Origin of the sequence: Nostoc commune NIES-4072, from assembly GCF_003113895.1 — a bacterium.
Classification (GTDB): domain Bacteria; phylum Cyanobacteriota; class Cyanobacteriia; order Cyanobacteriales; family Nostocaceae; genus Nostoc; species Nostoc commune.
On sequence record NZ_BDUD01000001.1, the window covers coordinates 3,114,501 to 3,137,388 of the forward strand.

The window sequence follows — 22,888 nt, forward strand, 5'->3', positions numbered from 1 at the left end:
TAAACAGTCAAAAATGGAGATTACCATATCAATACTGCTCGGTTTTTGGATTTTTAACTCGGAATTTGGTTTGGGGAAAAGGTTAAAAATTTTTTCTTTCCCCTTTCCCCTTTCCCTTTTCCCCAAAACCCGACAAGTATTGATTACCATATTTGCACTTGTTCTATGTCTTTTAGCATAGGTAATTCAGCCGTTCTTTGCTTTAGTTGAGATTCAAACAATAGCCAGGATGCTTACTCTAACTACTTTTCTTAATTTTTCATTCTTAATTTCTAATTTTTAATTGTTTAATATGTCTTGTGGTGGAAGGCTTCAGCAAAAACTTTAAGTTAGTGTGTAAAAGTAATAACAAAACATTTCAAAGCTGTAAACAAACTTTGAAATAAATTTTTGATTAAATAGGAGTACAAAATGAGCATAGAAGATCGCGCAAAAGCAGCCGCTAAAAATGTTGAAGGTAAAGCCCAAGAAGCTTTAGGAAATGTCACTGGAGATCCAGAAGATAAAGCTAAAGGTAAAGCAAAGCAAGCTGAGAGTGAAGTACGTCACGGTATCGAAGACGTGAAAGATAATGTCAAGAAAAATATTGACTAATAAATAATCCAAGTTTTTAGCAGAAATAGGAATATAAATGGGGTGGATTCCATTTTTGCAAAAAAGCATGGAGGATTGAAAATTCAAGTCTATATTTCTTTATCCTCCTCTTAGCAAACGTGGAAAGTAAAAGAAATAGCTTGATTTGCAGAATTTCTTGTAGAGGCGTAATTTATTACGTCTCTACATTAAAAAAATGTTTGACAAATTAAAGGAATAACCTCTATATATTCCAAGTTTATAAATACAATTATTTTGAATATAAAACCTATTCTATCTGTTGTTTAAAGTGTTTTTTCAGGAGGTAAAAAAATGATTTTGCTTCAGCAAGGTCGCAAAATATTGGCGACTTTCTTTTTAATCGGAGTACTGATGATAACTACCGCCTGTGGTGGTGGTACAAGTACAATGTCACGGGTTGATCGTTCAACTACTCCTTCAGCAATTGGGCGAGATGTAACTTATGCAGAGTTAGAACGAGGCAATACCCCAGGAGGGCAAACCTTTGGTAACTGGGTTGTACAAGCATCTCAAGGATTAGTTCAGGACGCTTTTGTTCGTGATAACAACAAACTGGGTGTTGTAATTTCCCCTAAAGTTCGTCCGAACGAAGTACGACCATTAGCAAAATCTTTAGTTCAAGGTTTCCATAAAAACTTCCCAAAACAAGACTTGAAGGTTTTGATTTACGCACCTGATAAGCAATTGATTTTGACTACTGAATATGACACTCAAACTAATCAAGTCAAGTATACCTAATTGCTGTATTAGCAATAGAAACTTGAAGATAGTTTGATGAATTTGGAATTAAGGCTTGGAAATATTAGCCATCCAAAGAGTTTAATAAAAAAAGGAGATTATAAAAGTGGCAACCAGCGAAGATTACAAACGTCAAATAATGAAAGATTTGGCTAAAGGTGATGTTGAATCTCTGGATGATACTACAGCTGAATCAACTGCGGAATATCAAAATTTTGATGATTTTGCTCAACGGACAACACCAGATCAACGTCGGCACTTATTTGGTAAATCTTTACATCCAGATCACATTCCAACCAGCCAAATGGAGCCAGAATTACAACAGGCGATCGCACAAATTAAACCCAATGAACGGGATGATGTAGCAAGAGCCTTTTTCAAACACTTGAAGGAAAGAAAATTAGACGAGAAGCATCTAGAGCAACAGTTGGGGCTTTCTACACACCACCCCAGCCGCATGAATGCTGATGATGTTAGCAAATTAGCGTCTTTTGTATATCATAACCACCCCGACATTTTCCGCGAAGTGCTAGCGGAACAACCAGGGATTATCAAATTTCTCAGTAATCCTGTAGTAGCAGGCATTCTCGGAATTGCGGCCGCTAAGTGGTTGGGTAGTCGCAAGTAACTTCTGACATTTTAATAGGACTTACGCAAAAATTGCTAAAAAGCTTAATTTCTCGAACCGCCAAGACGCCAAGAGCGCCGAGAATTCGTAGAGTGTGCGTAAGTCCTATTTAAGTTTGGAGGATGGTAAGAGATTAGGTGGGTAATAACCCACCTTTATTTTTTGCGTATTAAAATGAGCCAGATGAGCGATCGCTTAATGGCAATATCTACGATGCCCTTAGCTGCGGCAACTTTGCCCTAAAGATCATTTCAAATATCAAAAAATTGTAGTAATATACCACAGGCATTAACTATCTTTAGCTACATCTGATTGTTAAGGCTGTTAAATTTACAATCAATGAGAATATACCGTGAGCCTAACTCTTTATTTCCTCCGTCACGGACAAACAGAATGCAGCCGCAATAATTCCTTTTGCGGTTCTTTAGACTCAGAACTTACCCCAGAAGGGTTGCTTATGGCCAAGGCTTTTGCTGACGCATATACTTCTAAGGATTGGACAGCTATATTTTGTAGTCCCATGCGGCGAACTGTATTGACAGCAAAACCTTTATGTGAAGCAATAAAGATAGAACCACAACTTAGAGATGGTTTAAAAGAAATCAACTATGGTAAGTGGGAAGGAAGAACGCCAGAAGTAATTAGCCGTGAATATCACGATGATTATATTCGCTGGTCAGCAGATCCGGCTTGGAATGCTCCAACTGGTGGAGAAATGGCTGTCACAATTGCTTCTCGCGCCTTGCAGGTAATTGAAGAAATTAAACAAAATTACACTAGTGGAAATGTTTTAGTTGTTTCACACAAGGCAACTATCAGAATTCTTCTGTGTAGTTTTTTGGGGATTGACGTGGGACGCTTCCGTTTTCGTTTGGGATGCCCTGTGGCTTCGGTCAGTATTGTAGAATTTTCTTCACATGGGCCGCTGGTAAAGGTTTTGGCACAACGTAGTCATTTGGATGAACATTTGCTAAATTTACCGGGAACGTGAGAGAAATTAGGAGTTATTATTTTACCTTACTCTACCCCACTATTTGGCTCAGTGTATTTGCAATAAACATTGATTCCAATTTTTAAAATATATAACACGACAATTGTGGCGATCGCACCATCAATAGGTATGCCATGTACTGCTGCAACGGCAACCAGGGAGCCAATGATACTATTGAGCAGAGAAGAACTACCAGGGTTATTAGTGTATTCTTTGATTTTGCCCCGTAAACCATCATCACCACAGATTTCCGCGCGGATTTCGTCGAGGGTGAGTTGTAAGAGAGATTTTTTGCCCCTACTATAATCTGTTTTGCCGACTTTCTCTTGCCAGAGTGCATCAAAACTAGCTTCTAGATTGCCGTTGTGTTGTTGCAGGGTAGTAAGTGCATGTTGCGCTGGGGTGTCGTTTGGCAGAAGTTGCTGAAGTTCTTGGATTTCCACAAGGGTTAATTGGGCATTCATATATATTTGACTTAATTATTTATGGAGTATTTGTTAGTTCCTGAATCAACTCTTCAGGTGTGATAATTCTGGGAGTAGCAACTGGAAAATCTCTAGGATTGCGAGTAATAATAGCATCTAAGTGATTGAGTACCGCAGCGCTGTATTGAATAGCGTCTTCAAAATCTCTAAAGTTAAGGTTTAGTGCCATGTTGATTGCGGTACTGTCTACAGTAGCGACACGGCAGAAGTTGACCAACTGCCTTAAATAAGTAAGTGTCCACTCTCGACCTCTTGCCCTACGAATAATGTAATACAAATCACTAAAAGTTGAGGCGGAAATATAACCTTCTACCTGTCCTTGCTCAACTAGCACCAACACTTCTTCGCTTGCCTCTAGGAAAGGTTCACGCTCAAGGGCATCATCTACAATGATGTTGGTGTCTAACAAGATTTTCACAGATTATGTTTCTCTTTTAAAGCTTCCCATCTGGCTCGGTCTGGGTCAAAGTCTGGTGGTGTCGGTGGGGCATTTTCAAATAAACCTTCAAATGCTTTTACTTTAGACTTTCTTCTCGGCTTTTCTGGCTGTGACTCAGTAGGAGTTTCCAAGGATGGAACTGGCTGCAAAATAATCACTTCCACTTTTCCAGGAGCAATATTTAGAGGTTCGTCAATAATTAAATGACCTGATTCGTCAATTGTGGCGTTCAGCTTGTAGGCTTGCATATTGCTTTTCCTCATCTATATATAATTAAATAATATTTCAGGCAATTTCACAGATTATGTTTCTCCTTTAAAGCTTCCCATCTGGCTTGGTCTGGGTCAAAATCAGAAGGCGTAGGTTGTGTTTTTTCAAACCAGCTTTGCAAAGCTTTAATTTTTGTTTGTCTCTTCGGCTTCTCTGGCTGTGACTCAAAGGATGGAACTGGCTGCAAAATAGTACCTGAATCAACGATCGCAGTTATAAGTGAATGTCTTGTCGTCACCAACATTACAACATTAAGTCTTAACGCTATAACTTTAAGCCTTAACGCTATAACATTAAGGCTTAATGCTATAACCTTAAGGCTTAACGTTACAACATTAAGGCTTAACGCTATAACCTTAAGGCTTAACGTTACAACATTAAGGCTTAAGGTTACGACATTAAGGCTTAAGGTTACAACTTTTTGACAAAAGCTTATGCGATCGCTCTTTAGGGTAGTGCGCTCTGTGCGATCGCAAGTAATGCTTAAATAAAACTTATGAATGATTTGACGTTGGTAATAAATCTTGCACTGCATCCTACGACTCTGTTTCTAGCCTATCTCGCGCTACCTAAATTGCCTTGCGATACTCTCCACTGCACTCTTCACCCGTCACCTTGCGCCAAATGTCTTGAAACTGGCTTTCTTTTAATTGATGGAGCATACGCGCTAAACATTCGATATCTTCATAAATCCATTCTTCATTATGCCGATGCTTAATATCATTACCTAAGACTTGAATATAAAATTGTAAGGCATCAGCGTAATTATTCTGATGCTCCAAAGTTTTACCATATTCTATGAGCGTTGCTGATATTTTATTTGAAATTTTCAGTTCTATTCTAATGTCGAGAGCTTTTTTGAAGTAGGCTATTGCCTCGTCAAAATTACTTTTTAGTTTTGCAACTTCACCCAAAGCTTGGTACTCATCTGAAGCATTATACCAATCCTCTTGATCTTCATAAATTTGAAGAGCTTTATAGTAAAGTTGTTTCGCAAAATCTAGATTTAGTTGAAGCTTTGCTACCTCGCCTAACTCATGAAGAATAGCAGCAGTAAAATAATCATGTCCTAATTCTTCACAAATATGCAAAGCTTTCTGATAATTTAAAATTGCTTGTGTATAATCTCTTTGATATCGTGCTATTACACCCAGTTCTTGATAGATGCCTGCAAGCCTATACAAGTCTTGAGAATCCTGGTAAATGTGAAAAGCCTTTTGGTAATATTGAGATGCTAACTCAATATTACATTGTACTCTCGCTGCAACGCCAAGCTCATAATATACACCAGCAGCGTTGTAAAAATCACCAGCATCTTCAAAAATTTTTAGGGCGTTTTGGTAGTAGTGGAAAGCTCCATAAAAATCTTCATCTTCCCTTGCTGCTAGACCTAAATTATAATTAGCAATAGCAATATCTTCATTCTTGGATGGGTCATTTAATGCAGTTAATTCATCTAAAATTTCTTGATGAATTATCCTAGATTTTTTAGGGTTTCCTAGTCGAACTGCTTCAGTAGCATCAATACCCCGTAAATATATCCAATATTCAAGGGCGCTTTGCCCTTTTGCTTTAGCTTGAGCCAAATTCATGCCAATATGACTAAATGCTCGTTGACGCAATGCCAGAAATTCAGCGAAACGACCTAGCTGATCATAAACCTGTCCCAAAGCTCTTAAAATTACCCGCGCTTCTTCCCAACATTGCAAGTGTTCTGCAATTCTTAGATTTTGCAACAAATTTGGCTCTTCAATTAGCAGAAATATAGTTGATCTCTCATCATTTTGACGTGTTTGTGGATCAAAAGCTAAAGCATTCAATGCATAAAAAAGTAGTAATTTTTTTTCCAGTTCACTTATGGTAACTTCAGTATGGAATTGAGATAGACATTGGCGTAGATACCAAGGTAGTGCAGGGTGAATTGTATAAACAGTTTCACCAAAATGTTCTAAGATTCCTACTTCTGCTGCTTCTTTAAAAATCCTTAGCCAGTCAGCTTTTTGTAAGTTGTCCCCAAATACAGCTTGATATGCTTGTCCAAAAGACTTTTTTAAATTGTTTGAAGAGAAGTTAGGAAGACATTCTGCATTAACTCGCTCACAAAACAGTGCCAAAAATGGTAAATGCTGGCGTGTTTGTTCTGACAACTTGGCAAAGGAATAATCCAACGACACAGTAAGAGATTTTTCTCTCCCTTCTTCCTCTTGTCCTCTAAAAGTATCTAACCCCCGCCGCAACGCCTCAATTAACTGCACAGGTGTCTGCATCTTTAAATGCGGCAACACCACCCGCAAAGACAAGGGATGTCCTCCCAGCAATTTCAGCAACTCCAAATACTCTGCTGGCAGGTTCTTTCTCTCCACACCCACCGTTTGCAAAATCTTCGCGGCTAACTCTTGGGCATCCGCTTCAGACAACCCCCGCAAATTGATTAAACTATAACCACAATCTAGCCAAGGTTCTTCGCGGCGACTGGTAATTAATACCCAAGATTTACCACCCCGCAATTCTTTAAGAAACCGCTTCAGCTTATTTCTCTCTTCCCCACTCAATAATGGTTCATTCCCCGTAGGGAAACCATTGACAGGTTCAAAGTTATCCCAAATTAACAAACAAGGATGAGTTTGCAGATATTGTCGCACCACCGCCTCTTGCTGTTCTGGCATCATTTGGGAAAATTTCTCACCGCCTAACGCCCTGCCAATTTGGTTAATTACCTGACTCAACCCCGCACCCTGTTCAAAGGAGGTAAAGAAAATACCCCCAGTCCGTCCTTGAGTGTCATCCAACCACCGGGCGAAACCTGCGGCTAACTCAGTTTTACCAACGCCGCCCATTCCCTGCACCAAAACCAGATGATTTTGCCGAAATGCTCTCTCTAAACGCAAAATCTCATAATCCCGCCCAATAAAACCATAAGCACTTTCATCAGGTAAACCCACAGCCTTGCTGCTTTCTGGAGTGTTGTCTGTTTGCGCCATCAAATCGGCAAAACTGGGTGCTGTCTTTTTAGGAACAAAAGGCGTATAGGGTTCCTGCTGATACAACACCGGCACAAGCCAATCTTGTAAAGGTAAATTTCCTTTGGGACTAGGGCGCATTTTGTCAATAGACATGGACTTACGCCCTGATGCAACAGCTGTAGCGATACACTCTCCCCTGACTAATTCCCCATACAACCGCCCAATAAAGTGTTCTGCACCTTTGGCGTAAACTGAATACGCCATTGCTACCACACCCTTAGCCCCCAGTTTCACCAACTGTCCCGCTACAGAAGAAAAGGCTTCTTCCCCAACTTGTCCAGACTTGCAAGCATTGAGTACAAAAATCGGTACGCGACAATCTGTTAAATATTGGGCAATTTCTCTAGCGCTGACAGCTTGTTCGTTCCCCTGTTCGTTCTCAAAGACTAAAACTCCCTGTGTTTCGCTGTCAAAATTCCCATGTCCATCAAAATGGACAATATGATAAAAACCCTTATTCGCTTGCAGTTCTGCTTCAAATGCTTTCAAGCTAGGGGGACGCAATACCTTAAGATTGACTCGCTGTCGTATCGGTTGCAACGCCGCCAGCAGTGGACGGGCAATGGTTTTAAACCCAACGTCTTGCTCATCGTAAGGACGGGCAATAACTAGTAAAATATTCAGTTGGTCATCGGGCATTGCTGGCAATGGTGCTTTTACGCCCTGACTGCTAAGACTGCGATACATCCCCGCCAGTGAAGGTGCAAGAAATTGATAATCGGGGGAATATAGCAACTCCCAAGGCAAATTCAGCACTTCGGCGTTATCGGAAATGATGCCCAGTTCACAGTTATCTAGCCCTTCCCGTGTCGCTTCCTGAAAAAACTCTCTTCCTTTCTCTGTACTGCGAAATACTAGCTCAAATAGCTGTTGTCCCCAATGCTGTAATTTTTGTTCAATTTTTACAGCGTTATCTGGAAAAATACCGTAAGGAAACTTCAGATAATCTTCTAAATACCAGCGCAACTCAGCCGCGTTTTCTTTATCGAAGGGTTGCTGGAAGACGATTTCTGACGCAAAACGAGGACTTTCATATCCGCGTTGCCAAGAAAGTTGGATTTTGTCGTTTTGATGCGTAATCCGCAACCAATTCTGCGCCATAGCTACCGCCAACACTAGTTTAAATGCTACCTTATCTTAGTCATTCACGCGGAGGTTAGCTGATTACGCAAATGAAATCAGTTAATTTGCGTCAAATCGTGGGGAATTGAGGGTTTAAATTTAAACGCAAAGGGGCGCAGAGGTAAGCGCAGAGGAACGCAGAGAATTTAATGAAATTTTCTACTAGGCTTTTAATTCAGTACAGATACAGCGATAATTTACTCAAATCATCACCGAGTTGTTTCATGCAGCCAGTTATTGAAAGCATTGTATTACGTCAAATGGCTTCGGGCGATCGCCTCTACTTACAACTATACAAATTCATCGGCGCTCAACCTGGTAAAAAGGTTTACATTCAATCTAATCTGCATGGTGCAGAAATTGCTGGTAATGCTGTTATTCACCAGCTAATTGAGTTTTTATTAACAATAAATGATACAGATTTAACTGGAGAAATTTGGTTAGTTCCCGTTTGTAATCCAATGGGGACGAATGAACGCGCTCATCAATTTTCCCCTGGACGATATTGCCTTTACGAAGCCAAAGACTGGAATCGGATATTTTGGGACTACGAGAAAGAAGCTGATGATTTAGTAGCTTTTACTAAATCTCAACTTCATATTGATGATCCAAAGGTCATTCGACAAAATTATCTAACTATAATTAAGCAACAATTTGCGAAGGTTTTAGAAAAAATTAATTCTCCTGTTGGTGTTCCTTACACCGAGATTTTTGCCTACAAGCTACAAAATCTCAGTTTAGATGCAGATTACTTAATTGATTTACATAGTTCTACAAATCAAGCTTTAGACTACGTTTATTACTTCCGAAATCGAGAAGATAGTGCAAAATACTTCCTACTTGATTTCGGAATATTGCTTGATAAATATGATGGTGATGCTTTTGATGAAGCTTTTATCAAACCTTGGTTAGCACTGGAAGCTTGTTTTAAAGAGTTGGGTAGAGAAATCAAGTTTGATGTGGAAGCTTGGACGTTAGAATTAGGCTCAGGAATGCAAATGAACCCTGATTCAGTCGCTAAAGGTGTACGGGGTGTAAAAAACTATTTAGTACAAAAAGGTGTAGTGCAAATTACTGATTTATTAGATTACACGAAAACCTATGAGATGAGTTTTGCGTCCAGCAGCAATCGGAAAAAATATTATGCGATCGCAGGTGGTATGATTCAATCCAGAATCCAATTAGGTAGCACAGTCAAAGCTGGAGACAAGCTGTATCAGATTCTCAGTTTTAATAAAGAAGGTCAACTACCTACTGTAATTGATGTCTGCGCTCAACATGATGGATTAGTTTATGATGTCGCAACCAATCAGGCTGTAAATGAAGGCGAGTTTGTATTGGGAATTGTAAGTTAGCGATTAAAAGGTTATTGTAGGCGCTAAGATTAAGTTGTATCGCTACATAAGAGAGAATAATTATGTTAAATGCGGTAGAGTTTCAAGCAAAAATCCAAAATGGTTTAATTCAGATCCCTGACGAATACAAACAAGAACTCAGTGAAGGAGATGATATTAAAGTAATTGTTTTATTAAAGAAAAAATCATCTTTAAAAAAAGACATAATTGATGAATTGACTGAGAATCCTGTTCAAGTGAATGGTGTACTCAATCGTGAAGAAATTTACAGTCGCTAGTTATGATAAATGGTGCATCTTTTATTGATACGAATGTTTGGCTATATCGTTTATTTGACGATAACAAAATAGAAGTCGCAGAAAGAGAAAGAAAGCGGAATATTGCTATTTCAATTACGTCAAATCAAGGAATAATTATCAGTACGCAGGTTGTAAACGAGGTTTCTGCTAATTTACTAAAAAAAGCAACCTTTAACGAAGAACAAATCAAAGCTGTGATTCAGTCACTTTATCGTCGCTGCATTGTGGTAGAATTCAACCTGAATATTTTTGAATCTGCATCTGATATCCGCAGTCGATATAATTTTTCTTTTTGGGATAGCTTAATTGTTGCTTGTGCGCTGTCTGTAGAAGCAACAATTCTCTATTCTGAAGATATGCAGGATGGGTTTGTATTAGCTGGTCAATTAGAGATTGTGAATCCGTTTAAATAAAAGTAGGTAATTAGATTTACAGTTTTATATTTTGCTTATTAAACATAAATTATAGCAGATTCTGATTTGCGTAAAATACAGGCGATAGTAGAGGCACAGCAATGCTGTGTCCCTACTTTGTATTGTTTAGTCTCCCAAATAAATACCCATACCACGAGCGGTTTTAACCAAAGTACCATTGGGATCGACAGCGCTATATTGAGCGATCGCTTCTGTAATTGGTACACTTAATACTTGGCGATTTTGCCAAGTCACCATGCGATCGTATTTATCCTCTGCAATTAGATTAACGGCTGCAACACCAAAAGCAGTTGCAACTAATCTATCTAGTGGTGAAGCAGTTCCACCCCGTTGAATGTGTCCTAAAACAGTGACTCGCGTTTCTACACCAATGTGTTCAATAATTTTATCTGCTAAATATTCGCCAATTCCACCGTATCGAGATTGACCTAAGCGATTTGTAATCGTCACATTTTCCCCATCGTGGGTACGAACCGCTTCAGAAACAATTATCAAACAATAGTTTTTGCCTTTCTCTTGGCGTTCTTTAATTTTGTGGCAAATATGCTCAACTGTGTAAGGAATTTCGGGAATTAAAATTACATTCGCTCCCCCCGCAATTCCCGCAGCTATAGCTATGTGTCCAGCATCACGCCCCATAACTTCTAAAATCATGACTCGGCTATGACTTGCAGCAGTAAAATGCAACCTATCTAGTGCTTCTGTGGCAATATTGACTGCTGTATCAAAACCAATAGCATGTTCAGTAACGCCAATATCATTATCAATGGTTTTGGGAATACCTACTAGATTAATGCCTCCTTGTTGGGCGAGGCGGCGGAGAATTGCCAAACTACCATCGCCGCCAATACCAATCAAAGCATCTAAACCTAGCTCATGATAACCTGCAATGATTTCTTCAGAGCGATCGCATAAACTTCCATCCGCCATTGGAAAAGCAAAAGGGTCGCCTTTATTGGTTGTCCCCAACATTGTCCCACCCGCAGTTAACAGCGAGTCAACTTGATCAACTTCCAATTTTGTAAATTGTGGGGGACGCGCCATTAATCCTAGAGTCGCTTGACGAATTCCTAAAACTTCCCAGCCGTAAGTATCCACAGCACAATTTACTACAGCCCTAATCACAGCATTTAAGCCAGAACAATCACCTCCACTAGTAAGAATTCCAATGCGTTTGCGTTCTCCCATATTTTTTATTGACATTTTGATCCAAATATATTGAGTAGTCGATGAAACTTAAAACATTAGCAGCAGATTAAACCTAAGCAAATGCGCCTCTAGTAAATGCCAAAGTAATTTTATGTTTGTTTTGTATCTAAAAACAAAACAAAGTTATCTTAGCTGTAAAATATAGGTGTAGAGCCAGTAGTAGATTAAACCTCGGCAAAAGCAATCCCTAAAAATGCCAGGGGAATTTTATGCTTGTTTTGTGTCTAAGAAAAAACCAAGTTATCCCAGCTGTAAAATATGAGGGTGGAGCCAAAGGTGACTAGTATTGATAATTACAACTTCTCATTTCCAGGAGAAGTAACAATCCCACAGGCTCCTCCTGAATTCAAATCAGGTTTTATCGGCATTGTTGGTCGTCCTAATGTCGGTAAATCTACTTTAATGAATCAATTAGTAGGACAAAAAATTGCCATAACTTCCCCTGTAGCGCAAACAACACGTAACCGTTTGCGCGGCATTTTAACTACACCAGAAGCACAATTAATTTTTGTAGATACGCCAGGAATTCATAAGCCCCATCATCAATTGGGGGAAGTATTGGTGCAAAATGCCAAAATTGCCATTGAATCGGTAGATGTAGTGCTATTTGTAGTAGATGGAGGGGTAGCTTGTGGATCAGGCGATCGCTATATTGCCGAATTGCTGTGTCGCAGCAAAACACCAGTGATTTTGGGTGTTAACAAAATCGACCAACAACCGTCTGATTCTCAGTTTTTAGATGATAGTTACGCTCAGATGGCCCAGTCCCATGAATGGGAAATCGTAAAATTTTCTGCCAAGACAAGTGCAGGATTACCGCAACTTCAAGAATTATTAATTGAACATTTAGAAATTGGGCCATTATACTACCCGCCAGATTTGGTAACTGACCAACCAGAACGCTTTATCATGGGTGAATTAATCCGAGAACAAATTTTATTATTGACTCGTGAAGAAGTACCCCATTCAGTAGCGATCGCTATTGACCTAGTAGAAGAAACTCCTAGCATTACCCGGATACTTGCTACCATTAACGTCGAGCGCGATTCTCAAAAAGGCATACTCATTGGCAAAAGTGGAGCAATGCTCAAAGCAATTGGTAGCGAAGCCCGCGAACAAATCCAAAAGTTAATCTCTGGTAAAGTTTACCTAGAATTGTTTGTGAAAGTTCAGCCAAAATGGCGACAGTCGCGGATCAGTTTAGCAGAGTTAGGTTATCGCGTGGAAGAATAATAATTGGGCATGGGGCATTGGTCAAAAAGGTAAATGACAAATGACAAATAATTAATAAAAATGTCTTTAGATACTCGCTATCCCTTAAATTTACCCGCCAATGCTCCGCCATTGCGTGTGTTAATTGTCGAAGATGATCCGATGATGCAACTGGGATTAGAGCAATCGTTAATGGCTCATCCTCAGTTAGAGATTGTTGGACAAGCAGAAGATGGTTATTTAGGAGTTCAAGCAGCACTGCAACTGAAACCTGATTTGGTGGTTATGGATATTGGCTTGCCGCGATTGGATGGCATTGCAGCGACACAGCAAATTAAGGCGGCGCTGCCAGCAACTCATGTAGTAATGCTGACATCTCATCAAACGGAGACAGAAATTATTGCGGCACTCTCTAGCGGTGCAGATGCATATTGCATCAAAGGTGCAAGTGTGGAACGATTGTTAAGTGCGATCGCAGCCGCAGTTGATGGTGCAGCCTATCTTGATCCCCAAATTGCCCGGCGAGTAATTGATAATCTCAAACCACCTTCACCCACCACCAACACCGCCAACTTATCTGGGCGCGAGTTAGAAGTGTTGAAACTGATGGTAGACGGCTTGAGTAACCCAGAAATTGCCGAAAAACTCTATCTCAGCCCCAACACCATCAAAACTCACGTCCGAGGGATTATGAATAAATTAGCAGTAGATGATCGCGTGCAAGCAGCAGTTGTGGCACTACGTTCTGGGTTGGTTTGATTGCTACAATCTGTGAGTGCTGTAGATAAATATCTGATCTGGTAATCTTTATCTGTGATGCTGGTACTTTAATTTCATAATTAACTAAACTCTAGTTTTTTGATGTCAGAAGAAATTCAAACCTTTACTACTGAATATCTTGATCAGTGCGCTCATTTATATATTGAAGTTTTCAATGGTGAACCTTGGAGCGAGGAATGGACTTTCGAGACTGCAAAAGCAAGGTTGTTTGAAATTCTGAATACACCAGGTTTTGTTGGATTTGTATTCAAACACGATGAACTTTTAGGATTCGTGGCAGGTTATTGTAAGCAAGGGCAAAAAAGTAAAAGCTTTTATCTAGAAGAAATCTGTGTCCGGTCTCATAAGCAAAGTCAAGGAATTGGGACAAAGCTACTTAACCAGCTAATGGATACTCTAACCGCGATGAAAGTTACCTCTGTTTATCTTTTGACTAAAAAGGATGGACAAGCAGAGGCTTTTTACACCAAGCATGGCTATCAAAGAAGCCAGCATCTGATTTTGATGGCAAAACGATTTTAGAGGAGATGAAAGCTTTGTACTAATTACGTATTGAACATAAAACAAATGCAGCGAAATACATACAGAAACAAACCTCAGCAAGAATAGGAGTACTGGTGTATCCAAACCTAATAATGAATTCCCCACTTTCTGCCCCCTGCCCCCTGCCCTATTACAACAATAATTATTTACGCCGACCTACTTACACCTAGAAAAGCGAAAAGCGGGTGGTCAAAATTAAATAAACAATATATTGAAGAACTTATAGAACAAGGTTTGATGACTACAGGTGGTCTAGAAAAAATTGAAGCTGCAAAACAAGATGGCTCATGGAGGAAGTTAGATGCGATCAAAAAATAGTGCCAAAGAAGCTTAACTCCTTTGGCACGCTTTCTTTATAACCATATATTTTATCGCCTCATGCACGGTTTTTAATTAAGATTACTTGGATAATTTGTATTGCTATCTCGCTAGAAACACCTAAAGCTTGATATAAATCATTTAAGAAGTTTTTTTCTTCTTCAGCTACAATACCTTCAGCTAAAACTAGATCGGTGGCTACTGCAAATGCTGCTTCCCGCAAGTCTTGAGATAGAGAATCTTTGGCTGCATTAAATAAACTATTAAAGCCATCCCCTTCGAGAATGCCCAAGATTTTTTCAAACAACTTGTTCATCATCTCATGGGGATAACTTTTAAAAAGTTTCATCCGAGACAGCACAAAAGTGATAGAATTTGCTTGCTCAAAAGAAAGATAACCGTCTGACGCTGTTGCTGCCAAAACAATGACAGCAAAAGCCTCCTCTGGATTCAGTGCTGTTTGAGTTTGGCTTTCTGTGCCCAACACAGCGTCAAATAGACCCATTGTAGTAACTCCTTGGTTAGAGCCTCAATAGCGCTACAGTTACCTGTATGTTTGGTAGATTTACAGGCAAAACTGCAACGCTATGAGACTTTCATGCTTTAGTATTCCCAAGATTTGTTCATGGCGAACACTTGCACGCAATGGTTTTTGGCAATAACTACACTGCCATTTATAAACTACTTAGCGTTCTCCTGCCTTTTCTATTGTTTCAATTACCGCCAAACCTATACCAGAAGCTGCTAGTAACAGTACTACTGATATTAAATAGGCGTTTGTGAGCATCCGTAGGGCTTCATCAAAGAAAATATAGGTGGTCATTGCTTCACCTTTTGAAATTTGTGCTGCTAGTACTTTTTATTTCTCCACACACCGATGGGTGAATTTCGCCGAGAAACTGCTAGCAATTGCATCTTAACAAAACTTTAGCTGTTTCAGAACAACATTCAAACTTTTTATTTCTGAAGATTTGATGAATTTTAGAAAGCCTTGGTAAAAGAAATTACTTAGGTTGAGTTTAGAGCAAAAGTTGTTTCACCCTACTTTTACGTAAAATAGCTGTTAAATTAGTCAACTAACTCACAAATAATCATGACAAGAAGTATGCACAAATTGCCTATTTTTGCAGACTATGTTGTGAAATCCAAAGGATACACACAAAAAGATTCCCAGTTCATAAGAGAAATCGGGAATCTGAGCCACGAATTAATAGGATTATTATGATCTCAGTGCATATACTAAAGTCACTCAATTACAAATTCCGAGGTTTTACTTAAAAAAAGAAAGTCTCTAAAGTAAACAATGTTCAATCGTTGCTACAACTGATTCAGAAAGAGAACCAAAGTCGTAACCACCTTCTAAGCCAAATAGAATTTTACGAGTTATCCCTAGACAATAGTCAGTAAATAAAGCGTAGTCTTTTGGCTGCAAATTCATACTTGCCAAAGGATCTGCGGCATTGGCATCATAACCAGCACTCACAATCAGCAAATCCGCCTGAAAGTTAGCCAAAAAGGGTACAACTTGTCTTTCAAATAGCGGCTGATATGATGCAATATCACTACCAGGGGGTACAGGTAAATTTAATACATTATTATGAAAGCCGCGTTCTGTCGCTCTTCCAGTACCGGGATAGCAGGGATACTGATGTAGGGAACAGTAGGCAATGCTTGCTTGGGTTTCAACGATCGCCTGAGTACCATTACCGTGATGTACATCCCAATCGAGGATAGCGACGCGGTTAATTCCGGGTTGCTCAAGGGCAAATAAAGCTGCGATCGCCGCATTAGAAAATAGGCAAAAGCCCATCCCCGCATCACTTTCTGCATGATGTCCTGGGGGACGTGCTAGTACAAAAGCTGGATTCGCCGACTTTAACACAGCCTCAACACCATCCAACCATGCACTGACTGCCAACAATGCCACATCATAACTACGCGGGGAAACTGGCGTATCTCCATCCAAAGGGCCGCCGCCACTAGAAGCGATTTGCCAAAGTTTTTTGATGTAGGCTGGGCTATGGGCCTTAACTAACATAGACATCAGTGATGGCTGTTCTGATGCTGGTGTAGGCGATCGCCAGTCAATTTTATCTGCAAATGTAGCTGCTTTTAGGGCAGTAGCGATCGCACTTAAACGTTCTGGTTTTTCAGGATGGTATTTTCCGGTCTTGTGATCTAAAAATTCGTCGGAATAGATGACTGGCAGCATAGGACGAAAAAGGTTGACAGCAAGACAATGAATGCTATTGTATCGTTACTGGTACAAACAGTTTTTCCTTAGTACTACTTACTGCGTCAAGCTAAGTTTGCTGGATTATTTGACACTAGTAAACTCAACGAGGTTGTCACCAACCCCGTTGGTCTTCAAAACCGGACGTGAGACTTTCACCTCATCCGGCTCCTCAATGAATCGGCGCTTATCATGCGTACTTCACAACTGAACCATCTACAGTTGTCTTTTCATCGTGGCAGTGTCTGTGTAATATCTGGAGATTTTTATAATCGTCTTTACCTCCCAAACTTTTGGGGATTTTGTGGTCAATCTCCAGTACATCTTCCTCTCGAAAGTACATTCGGCAGTGGGTACACTTCCCTTTTTGTTTCTTTAAGAGTGTTGCTACTCTCGTAGTCGTTTCTGGGTGTTCTCCCATTCTTGAACTCCAGTAAATTAGGTTGCCATCATAAGGACTAGCTTCGCCTTTAACTTTCACATGCCGAATAATTTTTGTTTCCGCGTGTGACCGTAACCGCAACGGGTTTTTACCCTCTTGCCTGGTTGCGAATACCCAATTATCACCACCTATGGTTTGCCAATATTTCTTTGTTACCCATCCCCTGGATTTCTTGGGGTGGCGGTGTTGCGCCCAAGCCTTTAGCTTTGGATACATGAGATTATCTAGGTCAGCAAAGATAACCTTGCTTACTGATGTTGAATAGTAGTTAGACCATCCTGTTATTACCGGATTTAGTCGGCTGATTAACGCCATTTGTGGCGCTGCTTTATGGTCATCGATGATACTTGCTATTCGGTCGTAATGTATCTTTTGCTTTTCCTTGCTTGGGGTGATGATTGTCTTGAAGCCTTGTTTTGAGTGGTATTTACCCACTTTCCACTGTCTTATGTTAAAACCAAGGAAGTTAAAACCTGGTTTTTCTGACCCATACTTATTTAAAGTGTGGGTTAGACGTGTTTTAGAAAGCTTCAATTCCAGACCCATGTCTATTAACCATTCAGAGATTATCTCCCTGCATCTTTGGACAACGGTTATGTCTTTGTGGAGAATCACAAAGTCATCGGCATATCGGATAACTTGAGGGCTTCTGAACTTTGTACCTTTTTTGTGATACCAAGTTTCCCTCATGGTTTGAGACATTTCTGGGAATGCCTTATTTATCCGTTCTTCCATCCCGTGAAGGGCGATGTTAGCTAGTAGCGGAGAGATTACCCCACCCTGTGGCGTACCCTCAGATGTTGGAAACAACTGCTTACCATCCATTACCCCCGCTTTTAACCATGCTCGAATTTGTCGGCGGATGGTGGGAGATGTATTTAATTTTCTTAGCAGTGCTTCATGGTCGATGCGGTCGAAGCATTTTGCAATGTCGGCATCAAGCACAAATTTACTTTTCTGCACAATTGCTTGGAATATTGCCTCTCTTGCATCATGACATGAGCGCCCAGGTCTGAACCCGTATGAGTTAGGCTCAAATCGTGCTTCCCATTCCGGCTCTAATGCCAGTTTGAACAGCGCTTGCAAGGCTCGGTCGTTCATTACGGGAATACCCAAAGGTCGTTTCTCATCCGTTCCTGGTTTGGGAATCCAAACCCGTCGTGTCGGTTTCACCTTTGACTTAGGTTTTATTTTTGTAACCAGTATCAAACGAGCTTCTGGGGATAGTGATTTAACACCGTCCACCCCTGCTGTCTTTTTGCCCTGGTTATCTTGTGTAACCCGACGAACCGATAGACACTTTGCTGCCCAGGAATTCATCAACGTCCTCTGGAGTCTGCGAAATGCTTTGACATCACCACGACGAGATGCTTTGTAAATTCGTTTTTGCAACTTAAAAACACGTCTTTCCAACTTACGCCAGTTGATGTGTTTCCATTCCACCATCGATTCATTACTCAAAACCGTTCTAATTGGGTTAGTCTTCAGGGGAAGAAAACCGTTTTTGTTAGGTTTAGGAGCAATTTGTCGTGTATTAGACTTTTGCATTGCTACTCATAACTTTACACTCCAAATCACCGTAAGTCCGTCAGCATATCTCTGTCATTACAACAGAGCGTTCGCTTCTGACTAAATCTTTACTCTCGTTGCATACGGTTAGCACCTACTCGGTTATCGACCTTACTGAGAGCAAACGAAAGGTTACTTCGTTCCGAATAACCATTGTTAGAACCTTTAGAATGATGCTATCCACCGGGTTTATTAGGAGTGCAACTGGTCAGGCGAGGAACTGCCAGCCCTTTATCCCTTACCTTTTGGCTCCAACGCATTAAGCCTTATTTCGCTGGTTCTTTATTACGATGGTTCGGCGCATCTTTGCTTTTGCTATTCATGGGTTCATGCTCGAAAGGGAACCAGCTTAGGCTGCCAGTTGTTCCTCCTTTTCATCCCGCTTTACGGATTGATGGCTAGTCGCTACCGTAGGGATGATGCTGTTACCGTTGCACCTACGGAGAGGGACTTCTCCTTAATTTCTTTTGGAGTCACCCTCATGGTTATTCAGTTATCATCTGAGAGAGATTAAAGTGCGAACTCAACCCAATGGGGTTATCTCTCAAATGTCACTCATCCCTGAATATTTCTATTCATTTCGAGTGAACGAATCGCACCCCTGCTCTAAAGAGACAGGGCTTTCAAACTTCCCAGTTTTTCTTGTAACTAACCGCAGAGGCACAATGTTGCAAAGCTTCCCGAAATATAGGTTCGTATCAAAAGTGAATATATCTTAAGAAGCATGTAAATAAATAAACCCAGCAAATATACTGTTATGAGACATGAGATAATTTTAACTTTGATAAATTGTCTTTAATAAAATAAAAATCTCAGCAGGTTGGGCTTGTTCTAACTTTGTACTTTGGTCATTAATGGAAAAATTTAATTGCTCTCTCATCATTGATAGATAAACTAGTAAATCAAGAAAACAAGTTCTGCAATAGTTAATTTACAACGTGTCTACTTTTGCAATTAACCCGGTACTTCCCTGCTTAATAGAACCTGAAGGCTTCAGAAAGGCATGGGGTATGCTTCCCCTTGTTTTTTCCTTCACAGCTACGCTTCATAGTTATGTGAGTTAAGCAACATGAACGTGGATGCATTTAGCCAGCATATAGAGAAATTGTACTCGAAGATACAGGCGTTATTACAATGCAATGAAATTAAGGCAAACTCCCAAGAAGAGATAATAACAGAGGCTTTTGAGGAACTCCACACTGCAATGGAACAACTATTGACAGCCTCCCAGGAGTTAAAGGTAACACGAACGGCATTAGAGAAAGAGCGCCAGCGTTACCAAGATTTGTTTGAGTTCGCTCCAGATGGTTATTTGGTAACTAATGCTGTAGGCACAATCCAAGAGGCTAACCATGCAGCAGCAACCTTGCTCGGTGTCCACCAAAAGTATCTAGTAGGTAAACCATTAATTGTCTTTATTGCTCAACAAGACCGCCAGTCGTTTAGTCTTCAGTTGAAGAATTTTCAGGAGCTACTGAACTGGGAAATTAACTTACAACCACGGGGAGGAGAGCCTTTCCCTGCGATGATTAAGGCGTCTGCGGTGTACGACTTACAGAAGAAGCAGATTGGCTGGCATTGGCTACTGTGTAACATCACTGAGCGCAAACAAGTTGAAAAAATGTTGCACCAAGCTTACGAGGAGTTAGAAATAAGAGTAGCAGAACGGACAGCAGAACTGGTAAAAGCAAATCAGAAATTGCTAACTGAAATTACAGAGCGTAAACGAGTCGAATCACAACTGCTATACCTTGCGTTTCACGATGCACTGACGGGTTTGCCGAACCGTGCTGCATTTATGAACCGCCTAAGACGTGCAATCGATTATGCAAAAAGGCATTCAGACTATTTATTTGCTGTACTATTTATCGACCTAGATCGCTTTAAGCTGATCAATGACAGTTTAGGACACATAAAAGGAGACCAATTTCTGCTTGCGATTGCAAATAAGCTAGAAATATGTATACGCTCCATAGATACAGTTGCACGCCTTGGGGGAGACGAATTTACAATCCTGCTTGAAGGAATCCAAGATGTGTCAGACGCCATCAAAGCGGTTGAGCGGATTCAACAGGAACTAGCGTTACCCTTTGAGCTTGAGGGACAAGAAATGTTCACAACAGCAAGTATTGGTATTGCCTTGAGTTCGACAGTTGACTATGAACAGCCAGAAGAACTGTTGAGGGATGCTGATACGGCAATGTACCGAGCTAAGGTGCTGGGCAGAGCGCGTTATGAGCTATTCAACTCAGATATGTATGCTAAGGTTTTGGCAAAATTGCAGTTAGAGACCGAGTTACGCCGAGCAATTGAACACCTTGAGTTTCGAGTTTTTTACCAACCGATTGTTTCACTCACCAAAGGCTCTATTTTAGGTTTTGAGGCTTTGTTGCGCTGGCAGCATCCAGAGCGTGGTTTACTTAATCCAGCAGATTTTATTCCCCTTGCAGAAGAAACTGGACTAATTTTCTCTATTGGTAGCTGGGTGTTGGATGAAGCCTGTCGCCAAATGCAAGCTTGGCGGATGTGCCATCATTCTAACTTGTTAGAGAAAATCAGTGTCAATCTCTCCCTCAAGCAATTTTCCCAGCCAAATTTAATTGAGCAGATTGGGCAAGTTTTGCACTCAACTGGTCTTGATGCTGCTACTTTAGTGCTAGAGATTACTGAAAGCGTAATTGTGGAAAATAGCGATAAGACAACTGCTGCACTTTTACAACTTCGAGAGATGGGCATTGAGTTATCAATTGATGACTTTGGTACGGGCTACTCTTCATTAGGTCGTCTTTATAACTTTCCGATTAGTGTGTTGAAGATTGACCCTTCTTTCATCAGCTTGATGAGCGTCAATAGTAAAGATTTAGAAATTATTGAGATAATTATCACAGTGGCACACAAACTTGGTGTGGATGTGCTAGCCGAAGGAGTAGAGACAAAAGAGCAATTAGCACTTCTAAGAAAGTTGAACTGTGAATATGCTCAGGGAAATTTTTTCTCTGTTCCATTAAATAGTTCAGCAGCAGAAGCATTAATTATGACAAATCCTCGGTGGTAAGGGTTATTTAAAAGTAATTCGTTATTCGTATTTTAAATCGGTATATAGCGCCAAACCAAAGCGGGGATTTGTTGTAATCTAGTTTTGTAAAAGAGACTTTAGCTGAAATAAAGCCACTTGATAGGCGAATGCGAGTGCGTCTTTGCAGGAAAGGGGAAGTGAACTAGCTCATAAAATTGGTCATTGCCTTCGTTACCATAGTACCAGCCATCGTGTTAACAAGCTCTCTCGTTTTTCCTTTATCCCTTTTGTTCAATGACTCTCAACTTTCGCTAAATTGGAAAAAGGTAAACTTAAGGGAATTTTAAATGTCAGCACAATTGTTACTGGTGGATGATGAACCAGGAATACGGGAAGCCGTCAAAGACTATTTGCAAGAGAGCGGTTTCAGCGTTCAAGTCGCCAGTAACGCCCTTGAAGGTTGGGAATTGATGCAGATGAATACACCTGACTTAGTGATTTCTGATGTCATGATGCCTCAGGTGGATGGCTATCAGTTCCTGAAGCAACTGCGAGAAGACCCCCGCTTCCAAGCGCTGCCGGTAGTATTTTTAACTGCTAAAGGTATGACAGGCGATCGCATCCAAGGGTATCATGCTGGTGTGGATGCCTATCTACCCAAACCCTTCGATCCAGATGAGTTAGTGGCTATAGTCGAAAATTTGCTAGCCCGCCGGGCCGCTAAGGCTTCAACTACTGGAGATGACGTTGAAACCCCTGATCTTGCTGAATTAGCCAATCAGATTGCCCAAATTAAAGCATTGTTAACTCAAAGAAATGCCATTTCCCAATCTCCAGCGCCCTTCAAAATTGATTTGACTCCTAGAGAACAAAGTGTTTTGAACTTAGTTGCTGAAGGGTTGATGAACAAAGAAATCGCCCGTCGCTTAGAAACCAGCGTCCGCAATGTAGAAAAATACGTCAGCCGTTTATTCAGTAAAACTGGCACCAATAGCCGTACTGAGTTAGTTCGTTTCGCCCTAGAACACGGTCTTGCTAAATAGAGAGTTTTTGAATTGGGAATTGGGGATTGGGGATTGGGGATTGGGCATTGGGCATTGGGCATGGGGCATGGGGCATTAGTTATTCTTTCTTACCTCATCTCCCTGCTCCCCTGCTCCCCTGCTT

At 40.5% G+C, this 22,888-nt stretch carries 22 protein-coding genes and 1 pseudogene; 13 read left to right on the forward strand and 10 right to left on the reverse strand.

The features are described from left to right. The first annotated feature begins 411 nt into the window (after nt 1–411). The 4 genes from CDC33_RS13850 (at nt 412) to CDC33_RS13865 (ending at nt 2,972) form a co-directional block, all read left to right on the forward strand. The gene (locus CDC33_RS13850) at nt 412–594 is read left to right on the forward strand and encodes a CsbD family protein (protein ID WP_099103871.1); all 183 of its coding nucleotides are present in this window, start codon (nt 412–414) and stop codon (nt 592–594) included. A gap of 312 nt (nt 595–906) precedes the next feature. After that, on the forward strand, nt 907–1,353 hold the full coding sequence (locus CDC33_RS13855) for a hypothetical protein (protein WP_109008942.1): 447 nt from the start codon (nt 907–909) through the stop codon (nt 1,351–1,353). 106 nt (nt 1,354–1,459) lie between these two features. After that, nucleotides 1,460–1,981 (forward strand): hypothetical protein, encoded by a 522-nt coding sequence (locus CDC33_RS13860; protein ID WP_109008943.1) that lies wholly within the window; start codon nt 1,460–1,462, stop codon nt 1,979–1,981. A gap of 352 nt (nt 1,982–2,333) precedes the next feature. Beyond that, entirely contained in the window at nt 2,334–2,972 is a 639-nt protein-coding gene (locus CDC33_RS13865; RefSeq protein WP_109008944.1) for a histidine phosphatase family protein, read from the forward strand. A gap of 26 nt (nt 2,973–2,998) precedes the next feature. Here CDC33_RS13865 and CDC33_RS13870 read toward each other — a convergent pair whose 3' ends face one another. Genes CDC33_RS13870 through CDC33_RS13890 form a run of 5 tightly spaced genes read right to left on the reverse strand, consistent with a single transcriptional unit; the run spans nt 2,999 to nt 8,290 of the window. Continuing rightward, nucleotides 2,999–3,436, reverse strand: a complete 438-nt coding sequence (locus CDC33_RS13870; RefSeq protein WP_109008945.1) for a hypothetical protein — start codon at nt 3,434–3,436, stop codon at nt 2,999–3,001. Nucleotides 3,437–3,455: 19 nt separating this feature from the next. Beyond that, nucleotides 3,456–3,875, reverse strand: coding sequence for a type II toxin-antitoxin system VapC family toxin (locus tag CDC33_RS13875; RefSeq protein ID WP_109008946.1), 420 nt, complete (start codon nt 3,873–3,875; stop codon nt 3,456–3,458). Further along, nucleotides 3,872–4,144 carry a hypothetical protein gene (locus CDC33_RS13880; protein WP_109008947.1) on the reverse strand — a complete coding sequence of 91 codons (273 nt, stop codon included), beginning with the start codon at nt 4,142–4,144 and terminating at the stop codon, nt 3,872–3,874. Before CDC33_RS13880 ends, CDC33_RS13875 begins: the two co-directional genes overlap by 4 nt. Nucleotides 4,145–4,191: 47 nt before the next feature. Beyond that, nucleotides 4,192–4,701 carry a hypothetical protein gene (locus CDC33_RS13885; protein WP_109008948.1) on the reverse strand — a complete coding sequence of 170 codons (510 nt, stop codon included), beginning with the start codon at nt 4,699–4,701 and terminating at the stop codon, nt 4,192–4,194. Nucleotides 4,702–4,735: 34 nt separating this feature from the next. Beyond that, the gene (locus tag CDC33_RS13890) at nt 4,736–8,290 is read right to left on the reverse strand and encodes a tetratricopeptide repeat protein (RefSeq protein ID WP_109012570.1); all 3,555 of its coding nucleotides are present in this window, start codon (nt 8,288–8,290) and stop codon (nt 4,736–4,738) included. A 245-nt stretch (nt 8,291–8,535) separates the two neighbouring features. Here CDC33_RS13890 and CDC33_RS13895 point away from each other — a divergent pair, with 245 nt between their 5' ends. From CDC33_RS13895 to CDC33_RS13905, 3 genes are all read left to right on the forward strand, one after another. After that, nucleotides 8,536–9,666, forward strand: coding sequence for a succinylglutamate desuccinylase/aspartoacylase family protein (locus CDC33_RS13895; protein ID WP_109008949.1), 1,131 nt, complete (start codon nt 8,536–8,538; stop codon nt 9,664–9,666). A 62-nt stretch (nt 9,667–9,728) separates the two neighbouring features. Beyond that, nucleotides 9,729–9,944: a hypothetical protein gene (locus CDC33_RS13900; RefSeq protein ID WP_109008950.1), complete on the forward strand. Its 216-nt coding sequence runs from the start codon at nt 9,729–9,731 to the stop codon at nt 9,942–9,944. Between the two features lie 2 nt (nt 9,945–9,946). Continuing rightward, on the forward strand, nt 9,947–10,378 hold the full coding sequence (locus CDC33_RS13905) for a PIN domain-containing protein (protein ID WP_109008951.1): 432 nt from the start codon (nt 9,947–9,949) through the stop codon (nt 10,376–10,378). Between the two features lie 126 nt (nt 10,379–10,504). Here CDC33_RS13905 and CDC33_RS13910 read toward each other — a convergent pair whose 3' ends face one another. Beyond that, nucleotides 10,505–11,587: an ATP-dependent 6-phosphofructokinase gene (locus CDC33_RS13910; protein WP_109008952.1), complete on the reverse strand. Its 1,083-nt coding sequence runs from the start codon at nt 11,585–11,587 to the stop codon at nt 10,505–10,507. Between the two features lie 279 nt (nt 11,588–11,866). Between CDC33_RS13910 and era the strand changes: the two genes are divergently transcribed. From era to CDC33_RS41940, 4 genes and pseudogenes are all read left to right on the forward strand, one after another. Then, complete coding sequence (era, locus tag CDC33_RS13915; protein WP_109008953.1) at nt 11,867–12,841, forward strand: GTPase Era; 975 nt, start codon at nt 11,867–11,869, stop codon at nt 12,839–12,841. Between the two features lie 60 nt (nt 12,842–12,901). After that, a complete protein-coding gene (locus CDC33_RS13920) occupies nt 12,902–13,579 on the forward strand; it encodes a response regulator (protein WP_109008954.1) in 678 nt (225 codons plus the stop codon). A gap of 102 nt (nt 13,580–13,681) precedes the next feature. Further along, complete coding sequence (locus tag CDC33_RS13925; protein ID WP_109008955.1) at nt 13,682–14,122, forward strand: GNAT family N-acetyltransferase; 441 nt, start codon at nt 13,682–13,684, stop codon at nt 14,120–14,122. Between the two features lie 168 nt (nt 14,123–14,290). Next, nucleotides 14,291–14,455: pseudogene (locus CDC33_RS41940) on the forward strand (YdeI/OmpD-associated family protein); the annotation flags it as partial. Between the two features lie 64 nt (nt 14,456–14,519). On the opposite strand, the gene CDC33_RS13930 reads toward CDC33_RS41940, so the two are convergent. From CDC33_RS13930 to ltrA, 4 genes are all read right to left on the reverse strand, one after another. Next, the gene (locus CDC33_RS13930) at nt 14,520–14,966 is read right to left on the reverse strand and encodes a tellurite resistance TerB family protein (RefSeq protein ID WP_109008956.1); all 447 of its coding nucleotides are present in this window, start codon (nt 14,964–14,966) and stop codon (nt 14,520–14,522) included. 180 nt (nt 14,967–15,146) lie between these two features. Next, nucleotides 15,147–15,284: a hypothetical protein gene (locus CDC33_RS38710; RefSeq protein ID WP_181374005.1), complete on the reverse strand. Its 138-nt coding sequence runs from the start codon at nt 15,282–15,284 to the stop codon at nt 15,147–15,149. A 468-nt stretch (nt 15,285–15,752) separates the two neighbouring features. Then, nucleotides 15,753–16,673 carry a histone deacetylase family protein gene (locus CDC33_RS13935; RefSeq protein WP_109008957.1) on the reverse strand — a complete coding sequence of 307 codons (921 nt, stop codon included), beginning with the start codon at nt 16,671–16,673 and terminating at the stop codon, nt 15,753–15,755. A gap of 211 nt (nt 16,674–16,884) precedes the next feature. Then, complete coding sequence (ltrA, locus tag CDC33_RS13940; protein ID WP_219930000.1) at nt 16,885–18,684, reverse strand: group II intron reverse transcriptase/maturase; 1,800 nt, start codon at nt 18,682–18,684, stop codon at nt 16,885–16,887. 1,090 nt (nt 18,685–19,774) lie between these two features. Between ltrA and CDC33_RS13945 the strand changes: the two genes are divergently transcribed. Next, on the forward strand, nt 19,775–21,760 hold the full coding sequence (locus CDC33_RS13945; protein WP_109008958.1) for a sensor domain-containing protein: 1,986 nt from the start codon (nt 19,775–19,777) through the stop codon (nt 21,758–21,760). A 308-nt stretch (nt 21,761–22,068) separates the two neighbouring features. Further along, on the forward strand, nt 22,069–22,764 hold the full coding sequence (locus tag CDC33_RS13950; RefSeq protein WP_109008959.1) for a response regulator transcription factor: 696 nt from the start codon (nt 22,069–22,071) through the stop codon (nt 22,762–22,764). Nucleotides 22,765–22,888 lie beyond the last annotated feature (124 nt).

Coding starts and splice junctions, on each gene's coding strand:
- CDC33_RS13890 (WP_109012570.1), bottom strand. CDS start 8,290: ATGGCGCAGAATTGGTTGCGGATTACGCATCAAAACGACAAAATCCAA.
- era (WP_109008953.1), top strand. CDS start 11,867: ATGAGGGTGGAGCCAAAGGTGACTAGTATTGATAATTACAACTTCTCA.
- CDC33_RS13885 (WP_109008948.1), bottom strand. CDS start 4,701: ATGCAGTGCAAGATTTATTACCAACGTCAAATCATTCATAAGTTTTAT.
- CDC33_RS13945 (WP_109008958.1), top strand. CDS start 19,775: ATGAACGTGGATGCATTTAGCCAGCATATAGAGAAATTGTACTCGAAG.
- ltrA (WP_219930000.1), bottom strand. CDS start 18,684: ATGCAAAAGTCTAATACACGACAAATTGCTCCTAAACCTAACAAAAAC.
- CDC33_RS13950 (WP_109008959.1), top strand. CDS start 22,069: ATGTCAGCACAATTGTTACTGGTGGATGATGAACCAGGAATACGGGAA.
- CDC33_RS13895 (WP_109008949.1), top strand. CDS start 8,536: ATGCAGCCAGTTATTGAAAGCATTGTATTACGTCAAATGGCTTCGGGC.
- CDC33_RS13905 (WP_109008951.1), top strand. CDS start 9,947: ATGATAAATGGTGCATCTTTTATTGATACGAATGTTTGGCTATATCGT.
- CDC33_RS13920 (WP_109008954.1), top strand. CDS start 12,902: ATGTCTTTAGATACTCGCTATCCCTTAAATTTACCCGCCAATGCTCCG.
- CDC33_RS38710 (WP_181374005.1), bottom strand. CDS start 15,284: ATGACCACCTATATTTTCTTTGATGAAGCCCTACGGATGCTCACAAAC.
- CDC33_RS13930 (WP_109008956.1), bottom strand. CDS start 14,966: ATGGGTCTATTTGACGCTGTGTTGGGCACAGAAAGCCAAACTCAAACA.
- CDC33_RS13855 (WP_109008942.1), top strand. CDS start 907: ATGATTTTGCTTCAGCAAGGTCGCAAAATATTGGCGACTTTCTTTTTA.
- CDC33_RS13850 (WP_099103871.1), top strand. CDS start 412: ATGAGCATAGAAGATCGCGCAAAAGCAGCCGCTAAAAATGTTGAAGGT.
- CDC33_RS13925 (WP_109008955.1), top strand. CDS start 13,682: ATGTCAGAAGAAATTCAAACCTTTACTACTGAATATCTTGATCAGTGC.
- CDC33_RS13900 (WP_109008950.1), top strand. CDS start 9,729: ATGTTAAATGCGGTAGAGTTTCAAGCAAAAATCCAAAATGGTTTAATT.
- CDC33_RS13880 (WP_109008947.1), bottom strand. CDS start 4,144: ATGCAAGCCTACAAGCTGAACGCCACAATTGACGAATCAGGTCATTTA.
- CDC33_RS13910 (WP_109008952.1), bottom strand. CDS start 11,587: ATGGGAGAACGCAAACGCATTGGAATTCTTACTAGTGGAGGTGATTGT.
- CDC33_RS13935 (WP_109008957.1), bottom strand. CDS start 16,673: ATGCTGCCAGTCATCTATTCCGACGAATTTTTAGATCACAAGACCGGA.
- CDC33_RS13870 (WP_109008945.1), bottom strand. CDS start 3,436: ATGAATGCCCAATTAACCCTTGTGGAAATCCAAGAACTTCAGCAACTT.